Genomic DNA, 12,498 nt, shown 5'->3' on the forward strand with positions numbered 1-12,498 from the left:
TTTTTATATGACGAAGGCTTTTAATCTAACGTTAATCTTCTAGAAAGTTCTTTTTAAGTAAGTCTGTTTAGTCTTATCTGTGTTCAATTATCAGACTGAGAGACTACGATGAAAAACTTAGCTTTAGCACTAACCGCCCTTCCCTTTATAGCTTCAGCATCCAGTGCAGTTGCATTTGAAAAAGGCGACATTATCGTCCGAGGTGGCTTTGCCACGGTTGCACCTGACGAATCGTCTTCAAACATTAACGTGGGTGACGACTTGGGCTTTGGCCTGACCATTGATAACAACACGCAATTGGGCCTCACCGCGGCCTATTTCATCACGGATAGGGTTAACATAGAAGTATTAGCCGCAACACCGTTCACACATGACGTTAATTTCGCTATCGATAACCCATTAGGAACAGGTAACCAGCTAGGCGAAGTAACCCACCTTCCGCCCACAGTGACGGTTAACTATTACTTTAACGATCCATCAAGTGCTTTTCAGCCCTATGTGGGTGCGGGCCTAAACTATACGTTTATTTATGACGAGCAATTTACGGGAGCTAATGAAGAGGCAGGGCTTAGTGACTTATCTCTAGATAACTCGTTTGGCTTAGCCGCACAAGTGGGAATAGACTATCAGTTAAGCGAAAGATGGTTTTTGAATGCCGCCGTTCGTTGGATAGACATAGACACAGAAGCAAGCTTTAACCTAGGTGATACCCGGGGCTCAGTGAGCGCTATTGAAATTGACCCCTTTGTCTATGCTATTTCGCTAGGTTTCCGGTTTTAGTAACCGTTTAGTTCTTTGATTTCCGCAAAGTGTACGACAATTTGGAGCGTGGTGAGGTTCTTGAGCTGAAGTAATTATAACGAAGACAGATGAAATTAGAGCGAAGACGAACTAACTTATATCAATACCATACAAATCCATACAATGTTGAATATTAATGGATTATGTCTTTGTCTTCGTTTTTTAATCCGCTATGTTGCTCTCTCTTCTGTTATTTAGTCCAGTTTTCGTTGGATTACTCTTCAACAGTAACAAGTTTTGAAATGTTATAGCGATCTAGGTCGTCTCTAATTTCGGTAGTAATATCGAGGTATAGAGTAGGGCTCTTTATAAAATCTTCCCACTTAATGGACTGAATGTATGAGTGTCTACCTGTATAGACTGTTCCACCAACATGTTCATCACACTCTTGTAAATCTGGATATTTTTTATTAAACATATTCCTTCTTTATGCGCCATGACGGCCAAAATCGCGGTTGACGGTCTTTTTCCCCTGAACGTGCCCGTTATCGCACTTTTCGCAAACTCACCGACCACCCTCTGGCGCTGCCCCAAGAAACGCAATGGATGCCTCAGCGCTGGGATAGCGCATTCGTGATAAGCTCCAAGTCTAAGGTGGAGCACACTTGCTTAAACCGTGAAGCGCTCCTTTCCCACAACGGGCCTATGCCAAACGATAATGGAGCTTGAGTAGCATGACAATCCCGGGAGCCCAGGCGCGGCTGGCGCAAATCGTCGAAGCGCTGGCGCGATTGGAAGAACAAAAAACGGCGTTGCTTAACGAACGTAGTGCGCTTTTGCAACAAAGTATGGCGCATCAAGCACAGTACTTCAGTCAATCTGAGACACCCGAGGCCAAGGTTGCCCTGTTTAAGCAATACTTTCGAGGACGCGAAGATGTCTACCCCTTCCGCTGGGAGTCTAAGCAAGGCAAAGCCGGATACAGCCCTTCCTGTGCCAATGAATGGCAAGCTGGGATCTGCAACAAGCCCAAAACGGCATGTTCAGAATGTGCCCACCAAGCCTTCCATCGCTTTGATGACAGTGCCATTAATGCCCATCTTCGAGGGCAACGCACGATTGGGATCTACCCGTTAACGGCGCAAAATGAATGTTACCTGTTAGCGTTTGACTTCGATAAAACGGACTGGTTTGAGGCAATATCGGCACTGCGAAACGTGTGTGAGTCACTGTCTATTGGCTACTTAGTTGAGCGTTCCCGTAGTGGACAAGGCGGTCATTTATGGCTCTTTTTTGAAAAAGCGACAGACGCAAAATCCTCACGCCAATTGGGCACAGCGTTGCTCAATCTGACCATGGACACATACCCGGCCCTTAACTTTGACTGTTTTGACCGCATGTTTCCCAACCAAGATGTCTTACCCAGCGGCGGGATGGGGAACCTCATTGCATTACCGTTACAAAAGCAGCCTCGCTTGTCGGGAAACGCCTGCTTTATTGATACTGACGGGGGTGTTGTCGAAGATCAATGGCAAGCACTGGCGGCGACGGGCAAACTATCACCTGACACTATACGGCAACTACTCGAGCGTCTCGCCGATTATGTGGACGTGGAACCGCAAGTCGCCGAGTTAAAACCCTGGGAAAAATCGACGACCCTTAATACGCCCAAAATTGACGACTGCCCCGCGACAATCGACATCGTCGTGGCTGACAAGCTGTATATTGCTATTGCGGTTTTACCCAACAAACTGGTCGCAACGTTAAAGAAGTTAGCGGTGTTTGCCAATCCTGAATTTTTTAAACGCCAGGCGATGCGATTTTCAACGATTGGCGTACCTCGCTATCTGTGTGCGGCGCACATTGAATCGGGCTATCTGCACCTGCCCAGAGGACTAAAAGGACAAGTTGAAGCGTTACTGGAACAACAGGCTTGTACTATCCGATATCAGGATAAACGCTATGCTGGTCAGCGACTCCCGGCCCTGCGTTTTGAGGGCACGCTTCGCAGCCAGCAAGCGAAAGCGCTAAAAGCCTTACTGGAGAATGAACATGGACTGGTCATTGCGAATACGGGGTTTGGTAAGACCGTTGTTGCACTGGCATTAATCGCCAAACGCGCAGTCAATACATTGGTATTAGTGCACAATAAGGCGCTGGCGGAACAATGGATTGAGCGATGCAAGATATTCCTCAAAGACGCTGAGATGGGATCTCTCCTGGGCGGGAAGGATAAATTAAACGGACGGATCGACGTCGCGACGTATCAAAGCCTGATCAGTAGAAATGGCATTGATATTCATGACAAAGTAGATAGCTATGGGCAAATTATTGTCGATGAATGCCATCACATTCCGGCCTCAAACTATGAAACGTTGTTAAAGAACGTCGCGCCTCAATTCTTGGTTGGCTTTACCGCGACGCCCAAAAGACAAGATGGGTTGGAAAAGCTAATGTATTTTCAACTTGGTGCGGTGTTATTTGAGTCTAAACCAGCGTCGTTAACATTCAGTCAAACGGCCTATGGCTGCGACACCCAAATCGCTTTTCCAGCGACTTGGGTGGATGGTTCGGAGCCGGTAAAAATCACCCAACTGTATCAATACCTGCAAGATAATGCGTCTCGAAATCAGCTCATCACCCGCAGCATTGCCCAGGCAATAGAAGCCAAGCGTCAATGTCTGGTGCTCAGTGAATGTAAAGAACATATTGCAATACTCAGCGAGCAATTAAATACACAAGGCATCAATACCATTGAGCTGCATGGTGGTGTGAGTACTAAGATCCGTAAACAGCGGATTGAACTGATTCAGAAGGGATTACCTGAAAGGACTGTCATCATTGCGACGGGTAAATATGTGGGGGAAGGCTTTGACCTGCCTTATCTGGATACCTTGTTTTTGGCCCTCCCAATTTCCTGGAAAGGGATTGTTGCCCAGTACGCTGGCCGTATTCAGCGTCACCACCCAAATAAAACAGAGGTCACGGTGCACGATTATGTTGATGACTTTCCCATGTTACAACGAATGTGGAAAAAGCGTGCCAATGGATATAAGGCCGTTGGGTACAGTGTCAAAAAGATCGGTAGCGGCACAACTAACAAGCTTCTTTGACCCAGAATGCTAATCCATGTTTATCTAACTGGCTGCATAATTCGAAGTGTACCCCGTGGTATTTTTAATTCTTTTCTCGTTGATACCTACGATACATTACCCCTAATCATGAGCCGTTAATCGGCTCGCCAAAATCGCCAGAGCGGCTTGTTGATTGAGATGCTGTGACGGCAATACCACGGAGCGGACAATTAAACCGGTAGGCACATGCAGAACTTCTACCCCGACATGGGTGGCAGCCAAGCGGGTGGTCGGCGATGGGATGATCGTAAAGACCAAATCAGCGGCAAACGACGACGGCATCGGCATGTCCTTACTTTCGCATGCGCTCGACCGTCAGGCCGTGGGCCTGGGCGAATGCTAGGACTTTGCCTTCAGTCGCGACCACATCATGCTGATAGCGACAGCAGAAAGCGATCCAACGTTGTTCCGGTTTGAAGACTGCTCGCACATCATTCAAGCCATGATCAATGCCATATTGAGTGGTATCGATGGGCACGGCCTCATGGACGTGAAAGTGTTCCTGCGCAAACTGGGTCAGCAGAGGGCGAGGCTCCGTGTCTGCACCCACCTTCCATACAAAATTGCAATACACTGTCATGGTGTCTCCTTTATGCTGGGTCGAGGGAAATATCACTGACCCGGATACGTTGCACGGTCACGTGTGCCGCACGCCACTTTGCCAGTTCGCTGTCCAATAACACCCGTTGTAATGAGCGCACGCAGCCCTCTTTGAGTGGATGCAGTATCGAGATCTCCCCATTTGAGGCCGTCCAATGATAGCTACCTTCTTTCGTATGGATAGGTACAGCACCTTGTATTGCGCAGTGAACGCTAATCGAATTGTCATTGAAGAGCGTGACTAGACAAACCTGGGGAGCGGCGTTGTTAGCGGTTAGTGTGTAAAGTAGCCAACCATCGGGGTAAGTGAGCACGTCATGCTATCGTGTCAGTGGTATCTCTCTTTACGCTAGTATAAGGTAAGGATTAGATCAATAGTCTCTTATAAACAATGAGTTAGTATCACTTTGATACTAACTCCCGCACGGACTGTGGTCTGCGGCTATGTGCTTGTTATTACGCTAGAACTTAACATGGACTCGGATAAACGGCTGGTCAATAGGCCCATTTGAAGGCCACGACTGACGCGTTAAAAGAGGAGAGAGAAGGAGGAGCCACAAGATCGTGGTGTGATTGGGACAGTGTTGTGTTTGCAGGTGCGACCGTTGTATCAGAATGAATTTTTTGTGCTGAATAGGGATTACTGTTTTGCTTTAATATACATGAGGTTATGTTTGAAATTTTCGTTGTGTTGTGAGTTAATACTTTGAAGATAATAGATGAATGTGGTTGACGGGCGGCATGCATATCACTACTATTATAAGCAACACGCCCGCCAAGCCTCTTAACAATGCTCAAATTGTGCGGGCTTTTTTATGCCTGAATTTTACGTCATGGAAGATAAGGCATAATGAATCAATTCAACAAACCCGCGGTTAGTATTACAGAACAAATCGGCATTCTTCAGCACCGCGGTCTAACCATTCAAAATCCAGAACGTGCGGAAAGATATTTAGAAGTAATAAGCTATTTTCGCCTTAGCGCATATATGCGCCCATTCCAAAAGAATATAAACGAACAAGTTGTAGATCATCAATTCAAAGATGGAACTGAATTTAAACAAATAGTGGACTTGTACGCTTTTGATAGAGAATTGCGGCTGCTCATTATGGACGCTATTGAGAGAGTAGAAGTTGCAATCCGAGCTACCTTGAATAACGTTATGGCTAACAAGCATCAAACTGATGATATATGTAGTGGCTCCCACTGGTACTTGAATGAATCATTATTTAAATCCTCATACCAGCACAAACGACTTTTGAAAGAAATCGAAGATAAGCAATCAAAAGAATCCAACGATCTTCAGAGAGATGTAAAAAAGATTGAACGAACTTCCGTTTCTGCCGAAGTTAAAGATCGGCGGATTGAAAGAAGAGTCCGAGAGAATTATGCCCGCTTCTACCAACATACATATGATTCTCCTAAGTTAATGCCAGGTTGGGCGATGGTGGAAGAATTAACTCTTGGGAGTATATCTCACCTATATCGAGGGCTAGCAAAAGATAATGACCGTAAAGATATCGCTAGAAGATTTGACTTACCTCAAGAGGTTCTTGAAAGTTGGTTGCATACGCTAAACTTTGTGAGGAATTGTTGCGCACATCATAGTCGACTTTGGAATCGAGAATTGTCTGTTCAGCCTAAGATTCCAAATGGTGATAATTGGCAGTTGCCAGACAGACTTGAGCCCAGCCAAGTTCAGCCTAAGCGTCGTATTTATATGGTGTTACTTATGTTAGGTCACCTAATGAGGCAGGTTAGTCCAGATAGTCAATGGCATAATAAAGTAAAAGCGCTAGTTACACTTCATCCCGAAGTGCCAAAATTTCCTATGGGCTTTCCAGATGATTGGCTCAACCACGAATTCTTCAGTAGTTAAGTATCGCGAGACATCAAAAACATCTCGATGAAATACGGGTTTTGCAAAGTCCATGTGAGATTCAGTAAAATTATTCATACTAGAATGTCTTCGTTTTAATTTGATATTTATAGAAATCGAATGGGTTTTATTCAGAGGTCTATAAGGCTACTTTGTCTTCGTTTTAGTTAAGCCGGTTCATTCTAAACCACCTGCCCTGCTGCCCAACCACTGCTCCATGCCCACTGGAAGTTAAAGCCACCTAGCCAACCAGTAACGTCAACCACTTCGCCAATGAAGTACAGGCCTTCGACATTTTTCGCCATCATTGTTTTTGATGATAGGTCATTGGTATCTACACCGCCTATAGTAACCTCGGCGGTGCGATATCCTTCTGTGCCGTTTGGCTTTATTTGCCAATTCTCTAGGGTGTCAGCAATGGCGTCGCACTCGCCGTGAGTCAGCTGTTTCACCGGCACGTTGCGCCAACTATGATACTCAATAAGGCTCTGCACCATACGCTTTGGAAATACTTTATTTAAACAGGTAGCAAGCAATGCGTCTGGCGTCTCTGTGCGTGCAGTTTGTAGAAGCGCCGTAGCATCGTCGTTAGGTAGCATGTTGATACTTAAGCTGTCACCCGCTTCCCAATAGCTGGAAATTTGTAGCATGGCAGGGCCGCTCAACCCTCGGTGGGTAAACAACATCGCTTCTTTAAACGTAGTGTCGTTGCAGCTGGCATATACATCAACTGCGATACCGCTAAGCTCTGCCAGTGTGTCTTTATCTTTATCGTGCAAGGTAAAGGGAACAAGTGCTGCACGAGTAGGTAATACGTTAAGGCCAAATTGCTGCGCTATTTTGTAGCCGAATGGCGTGGCACCTAGCTTGGGCATGCTTAAACCGCCGGTAGCAATTACAAGGGATTCACACTCATACTCACCATTCGAGGTTGTAAGTGAGTACCCACTTTCATTCTTTTCAACACTTAGAATCTCGCAACGAGTAGTAATCGTCACATCCGCTTTGTTGCACTCATTAAGCAGTAAATCGACGATCTCTTTGGCGCTATCATCACAAAACAATTGGCCTAAGGTTTTTTCATGGTAGGCAATGCCATACTCGGCAACCAAGCCAATAAAGTCCCATTGAGTATAGCGACTTAGTGCCGACTTACAAAAGTGAGGGTTTTGCGAAAGAAAGTTTTCAGGGCCTGCATACATGTTAGTGAAGTTACAGCGGCCACCTCCTGACATCAGGATTTTTCGGCCCACTTTTTTAGCGTGATCGAGCACTTCTACGCTGCGTCCGCGCGCGCCGGCCTGCGCCGCACAAAAAAGCCCTGCAGCTCCTGCACCTATAACAATTACATCGCGCTTGATCACAATTAACCTCTAGGAAAAACGGCCAATGGATGTGTGGTTATTAACTGTACGAAGGCGCGAGTACCGGGCTTTATAGCATTTTCGTGGCTTACTCGTACTTTAAGCTCGTCGCCGCAATCTAAGACAACCGCGTAAAGCCGACTTTCGCCTTCGTAGCGTACCCATTCAACCGTACAGTTAGTTTCACTTAGTGCAGCATCTAAGCTTAAATCGTCAGGGCGTACCAACAAGTCTACGTTGCCGCTTGCACCTTGAAGCGGTGTGCCCGGCACATTACCAATATCGGTAACCACTGTTTTGTCTGTATTTGCTGCGCTGCTATCGAACGTCGCACTTAAGAAGCTCGCTTCGCCCATAAAACGCGCCACAAAACGGCTGGCAGGAGAAGAGTAACAGGCTTCAGGTGTGTCTAATTGCTCAAGCACACCTTTATTAAGTATACCCACTCTATCGCCAACGCTTAGCGCCTCTTCTTGATCGTGCGTTACCCAAATAGCAGGTACGCCTGCTTTTTTTAAGGCATCGCGAATTTCCCAGCGCAAGCTGTCTTTTAGCGCAGCATCAAGGTTTGAAAGGGGTTCGTCTAGCAATACAAAGGAAGGTTCGTGAGCTAGCGTTCTTGCTAGCGCAACGCGCTGCTTTTGACCGCCAGAAAGACGTGCAGGTTTTGCATCGCGGAAGTTATCTAGGCCTAATAATTGAAGCCAATGATCGGCCAGCTTAGTGTCTTTTAAACGAAAGCAAACGTTCTGCTGAACGGTAAGATGAGGAAACAACGCAAAGTCTTGAAACACCATACCCACGTTACGCTTTTCAGGCGGAACATGTTTGTTTGCTGTACTTTCCCATTCACCTAGGCTCATAGCACCTTCTGAAATAGGAATAAGCCCAGCCAACGCTTGCAAAATGGTGGTTTTACCGCAGCCGGTTGGCCCCACCAGCATCAGGATTTCGTCTTGTCCAAGCTCAAGATTTAACTTGTCGACAACGCGGGTAGACCCATAATTCACAGACAAATTATTTACACTAAGCATTACGAACGATCATCCTCGGTAACGGTAAACTGGGCTTTTCTTTCGCCCGACAGCATGAGAATTAACCCCACACCTGATAATAAAACAAGTAAAAGCCCTGGCACGGCTGCGCGGCCAAAGTAACCCGCTTCGTAAACTCGCCACATATAGGTAGCTAAGGTTTCAAATCCTGTAGGTCCTAACATAAGCGTTGCAGGTAGTTCGCGCATGGCTTCTAAGAACACAAGCGCTGCACCCGCAATCATACCACGAAGGGTTAACGGCAGCGTAATTCGCATAAATGCCTCACGCGGGCTAGCGCCCAGCACGCGAGCAGCTTTTACCAGACCTGAATCAATATTCTCAGCTGTACTTCTTACACTTCCCACAGCAAGTGGGATAAAGCGCAGTACATAAGCCATCACAAGCAGACTTAACGTTTGATAGAGCGCGGGCAACTGCAGGCCAACATAAACAAGGGCTGTCCCCATTACGATACCCGGAACCCCAAAGCCAAAATAAGTAATGCGCTCCATAAAACGTCCAGCTTTTCCGGCAATAGCGGCGTGAGCCACCGGAATGGCTAGCAATACAGCAACAATCGCTGCAATAAATGACGCATGAGCTGAGTTCCACGCATAGCTAAATTCAAAACCGCCGGCGCCTTCTCGCACTAACCACAGCGTAAAAATAGCAAGGGGAAGCACAATAGCCATAAATACCACCGGCATAGTAGCCAGCAACATTAGGTTTCGCTGCCAGCGAGCAGGAAACAACGATAAATGCTTACCTGGGCGCTCTTGAGCGCCACTAATACGACTTTCTATAAATAGAATAAGCCCAACAATAACCATTAGCTGAAGGCTCAGCATGGCGGCTTGACTAAGACCGAAGGCGTTATACTCAACAAAAATAACACGGGTGAAAGTGTCAAAGCCCATTATTGCAGGCGTACCAAAATCGGATAACGCATAAAGTGCAGCAAGGAGTGCCCCTGCGGCAACGCTATTCACAACACGCGGTAAAACCACTCGCCATAAGCTTGCGCCTAAGGTTAACCCTAACGTACGCGCCGCGTTAACTAAGCTTGCATCTAAACTCAGTAAGCTTGAACGGGTTGTCATCATGACAAATGGATAAGTATAAAGGCTCATGACCAGCGCAGAGCCCCAAAGGCCGCTGATAGGTGGAGTGCTAATTCCCAGTACGTTTTCAATTTCGCCACCTGTGCCAAATGAAAAGTACATCGCAAATGCGCCAATGTAGCTTGGTAGTGCTAATGGCGCGGCAAGTAAAATGAGCCAAAACCGCTTAAATGGCATCTGCACATAAGCGGTTAAAAAGGCAAGCGGCACTCCGATAAGTACAGAGCCAATAATGGTAAGCACCACCAATGACACCGTGTTCGCTAGTACCCTTAGGTTATGGGTATCGAAAAGTTGCGCACTATCTTGAGCTAGAGAAAACAAAACGCCGACGGGCAATAAAGCCATCAGCGCGATAAGAAGTGCCAGTGGATACGACTTTGGCCAATTTGTCACAGTACGCCAACTTCCCTCATAAGATTAAGTGTAGGGCGTAAGTCAGCCAGTTTACGAAGGTCCATTTCAGGCGGTGACAGCGTACTTAGGTCAGCTAAGCCTTGCGGCTGTTCAACCCCTTGAACCAGAGGGATTTCGTAGGCTTCGCGAGCAAGATAAGACTGAACTTCGTGCGAAAGCAGGTAACGAATAAAGTTAACCGGCAAGTCACCGTCGCTCAATGCCACAATACCAGACGCATTTACTAGGCAACCTGCGTCGCTTTTACTGTACGCAAGCGCTACGTTTGCGTTCGGCTTACCTGATTTAAGGCGAAGGGTGTAGTAGTGATTCGCAAAGCCGATATCGACTTCACCACGTTCAACGCCCATCACTACACCAAGTTCGCCTGCGTACTTTTTCGAGTGCTTATTAATGCCTTTAAGCCATGATTTAGTGGCTTTATCGCCCTCTAAAATGCGCATTGCAGTGACAAAAGACTGAAACGATGAGTAGGCGGGTGCCCAGCCAATTTTTAAATCGCTGTCGGCTAATGCCATCACGCTTTCAGGGATTTGCTCCGGTTTAACACGCTCAGTGTTATAAGGCAGTGTACGCACACGACCTGTTACCGGTGACCAGCTCGGATACTGAAAATCTTCACGCAGCTGCGCAGTAAGGTCGTCTGGCAACGGCTTAGCCGCGCCAGCATCAGTAACCATGCCAATAGAGCCCGTGTCTACGGCCCAGAAAAGGTCGGCGCGTTTAACGCCTGCCTTAGTCTCAGCGACGATGGTGTTGGCTAATGCCGCAGAGCCGCCGCGTCTTATTTTAAGATTAAGCTTTGGATTGCGCTTTTCGATGGCCTTTAGAACATTCTCGTACAAGCCACCTTCACCACGACCTAAGTAAAGTGTGAGATCACCTTCCAATTTAGGCAGTGACTCAACTGACACACTGCCTGTTTGTGTCATAGCGTGAGCAAGACTAAACGGCAAACCAGATAATGCACCGGCCGCTGCTAAGCCTTGTAAGAATGTTCTACGTTGCATACACCTTCCTTAAAATACGTCTTTACGACTTTGTTCTACTTCAACCAAAAGTGCGCGAGCGCGGTCAAGTTTGGCCTGCATAGACTCTACGACCTTACGAACTGAATCAACGCCAGTGTCTTTTGAGATAGCTTGTGGAAGCGTTACGTTAAAGTCTTTCTCCAAGTCTTCAACCAAAGCTGCGTTTTTCGCAATCAAATCACCTTCCACACCTTCAAATCGTTGAAGGTAAGTATCGTGAACGAGTGTAGTTGCTACTTCGTGAAGCTGTTCCGCGTACTTAGCAACAACACGATCAAGACGTGTTTTAATATCGTCGATAACTTCAGGGCCTGTGGTAGGTTCTTTTTCGGTGGTTTGAACCTTGTTCACTAAGCCTTTCTTTTGATACTGGGACGCAAGTTTAACTGCGCCTAACGCCTGCCACAAGGCATGATTTAGCTTCTCTTGCTCTACGCGCACGTCTGCAACAGGCTTGCCTTCATCAATGGCGACTTTCACACCATAAATACCTTGCCAAATAGAGGCGTAAATAGGCACATACTGGGTTTCGATAGCAGAGTGAAAATCCACCTCTTCCCAATACTCAATCAGTGCATCGGTCTTAAGCGATTTATCTTTTGCTTCATATGCATCAACAACACTGCCAAACTTGCTCTCTAACCAATGTACCTCTTCCGTATATTCGCCGATGTGCGCGTGAAGATTGTTCACGTGATCGCCAATGGCACCGTTAGCAAGCGCCTGAGAAGATAGCATCGAGAAAGTGACCGCAGAAGCCAGTACCAAAGCACTCATTTTTTTCAGTGTTGTTGTCATAATTATTCCTAAAACGTTTGTCTTTTCACGCAAATGATACTTATTATCATTAAGCAAGTAAAGGTAACTGAACGAGCCCACATGCTAAGTAACGTAGTGTGTTAGCCCTTATTTTTTCTGCACTTTCGACACAGAATACTGCATGTTAGTTCATTAACCTTCACTGAACGTACTGATATTCAACGCTATTTACAGAGCGCCAGATCATACATAGGTTACATTTTAATGAAAATGGCAACCAAGTATACGCTTAAGTAAAGAATACCAAGCCGCATAGATAGTTGCCCACTCAGAAGCTTGCCAGACCTTCTCGAAGGGCGAGTAATTAACTATGCGGACTGGTATTAACGAATATTCACAAACATCTAAATAAAAA

The 12,498-nt window shown here is 46.4% G+C and carries 10 protein-coding genes; 3 read left to right on the forward strand and 7 right to left on the reverse strand.

All coding sequences use genetic code 11. The annotated features are described in order from the left end of the window. The first annotated feature begins 108 nt into the window (after positions 1-108). Both MHN09_RS04795 and MHN09_RS04800 read left to right on the forward strand, forming a co-directional pair. Entirely contained in the window at positions 109-780 is a 672-nt protein-coding gene (locus tag MHN09_RS04795; protein ID WP_049587115.1) for an OmpW family outer membrane protein, read from the forward strand. Between the two features lie 695 nt (positions 781-1,475). After that, the gene (locus MHN09_RS04800; protein ID WP_239239397.1) at positions 1,476-3,854 is read left to right on the forward strand and encodes a DEAD/DEAH box helicase; all 2,379 of its coding nucleotides are present in this window, start codon (positions 1,476-1,478) and stop codon (positions 3,852-3,854) included. 102 nt (positions 3,855-3,956) lie between these two features. Here MHN09_RS04800 and MHN09_RS04805 read toward each other — a convergent pair whose 3' ends face one another. Together MHN09_RS04805 and MHN09_RS04810 are read right to left on the reverse strand one after the other, a co-directional pair. Then, a complete protein-coding gene (locus tag MHN09_RS04805; RefSeq protein WP_152910877.1) occupies positions 3,957-4,157 on the reverse strand; it encodes a hypothetical protein in 201 nt (66 codons plus the stop codon). Between the two features lie 10 nt (positions 4,158-4,167). Continuing rightward, a complete protein-coding gene (locus MHN09_RS04810; protein ID WP_187446314.1) occupies positions 4,168-4,455 on the reverse strand; it encodes a hypothetical protein in 288 nt (95 codons plus the stop codon). An 870-nt stretch (positions 4,456-5,325) separates the two neighbouring features. Between MHN09_RS04810 and MHN09_RS04815 the strand changes: the two genes are divergently transcribed. Next, entirely contained in the window at positions 5,326-6,354 is a 1,029-nt protein-coding gene (locus MHN09_RS04815; protein ID WP_049587122.1) for an Abi family protein, read from the forward strand. A 182-nt stretch (positions 6,355-6,536) separates the two neighbouring features. Here the strand turns inward: MHN09_RS04815 and MHN09_RS04820 are convergent, their stop codons facing one another. From MHN09_RS04820 to MHN09_RS04840, 5 genes are read right to left on the reverse strand one after another with little or no spacing between them, the layout of a single operon-like run. Next, positions 6,537-7,718, reverse strand: a complete 1,182-nt coding sequence (locus MHN09_RS04820) for an NAD(P)/FAD-dependent oxidoreductase (protein WP_239239400.1) — start codon at positions 7,716-7,718, stop codon at positions 6,537-6,539. Positions 7,719-7,720: 2 nt separating this feature from the next. Next, positions 7,721-8,752: an ABC transporter ATP-binding protein gene (locus MHN09_RS04825; RefSeq protein ID WP_168533143.1), complete on the reverse strand. Its 1,032-nt coding sequence runs from the start codon at positions 8,750-8,752 to the stop codon at positions 7,721-7,723. Continuing rightward, a complete protein-coding gene (locus tag MHN09_RS04830; RefSeq protein ID WP_014975321.1) occupies positions 8,752-10,272 on the reverse strand; it encodes an iron ABC transporter permease in 1,521 nt (506 codons plus the stop codon). Before MHN09_RS04830 ends, MHN09_RS04825 begins: the two co-directional genes overlap by 1 nt. Then, complete coding sequence (locus tag MHN09_RS04835; RefSeq protein WP_049587125.1) at positions 10,269-11,303, reverse strand: extracellular solute-binding protein; 1,035 nt, start codon at positions 11,301-11,303, stop codon at positions 10,269-10,271. The genes MHN09_RS04830 and MHN09_RS04835 overlap by 4 nt, the downstream gene beginning before the upstream one ends. A 9-nt stretch (positions 11,304-11,312) precedes the next feature. Further along, on the reverse strand, positions 11,313-12,122 hold the full coding sequence (locus tag MHN09_RS04840; protein ID WP_014947811.1) for a hypothetical protein: 810 nt from the start codon (positions 12,120-12,122) through the stop codon (positions 11,313-11,315). Positions 12,123-12,498 lie beyond the last annotated feature (376 nt).

This window comes from Alteromonas sp. MmMcT2-5 (assembly GCF_022348315.1).
In the GTDB taxonomy this organism is placed as follows: Bacteria; Pseudomonadota; Gammaproteobacteria; order Enterobacterales; family Alteromonadaceae; genus Alteromonas; species Alteromonas macleodii.

What these genes read in the sequence shown, in the direction of transcription:
- MHN09_RS04795 (WP_049587115.1), top strand. Translation starts at nt 109, where the DNA reads ATGAAAAACTTAGCTTTAGCACTAACCGCCCTTCCCTTTATAGCTTCA.
- MHN09_RS04800 (WP_239239397.1), top strand. Translation starts at nt 1,476, where the DNA reads ATGACAATCCCGGGAGCCCAGGCGCGGCTGGCGCAAATCGTCGAAGCG.
- MHN09_RS04805 (WP_152910877.1), bottom strand. Translation starts at nt 4,157, where the DNA reads ATGCCGTCGTCGTTTGCCGCTGATTTGGTCTTTACGATCATCCCATCG.
- MHN09_RS04810 (WP_187446314.1), bottom strand. Translation starts at nt 4,455, where the DNA reads ATGACAGTGTATTGCAATTTTGTATGGAAGGTGGGTGCAGACACGGAG.
- MHN09_RS04815 (WP_049587122.1), top strand. Translation starts at nt 5,326, where the DNA reads ATGAATCAATTCAACAAACCCGCGGTTAGTATTACAGAACAAATCGGC.
- MHN09_RS04825 (WP_168533143.1), bottom strand. Translation starts at nt 8,752, where the DNA reads ATGCTTAGTGTAAATAATTTGTCTGTGAATTATGGGTCTACCCGCGTT.
- MHN09_RS04835 (WP_049587125.1), bottom strand. Translation starts at nt 11,303, where the DNA reads ATGCAACGTAGAACATTCTTACAAGGCTTAGCAGCGGCCGGTGCATTA.
- MHN09_RS04840 (WP_014947811.1), bottom strand. Translation starts at nt 12,122, where the DNA reads ATGACAACAACACTGAAAAAAATGAGTGCTTTGGTACTGGCTTCTGCG.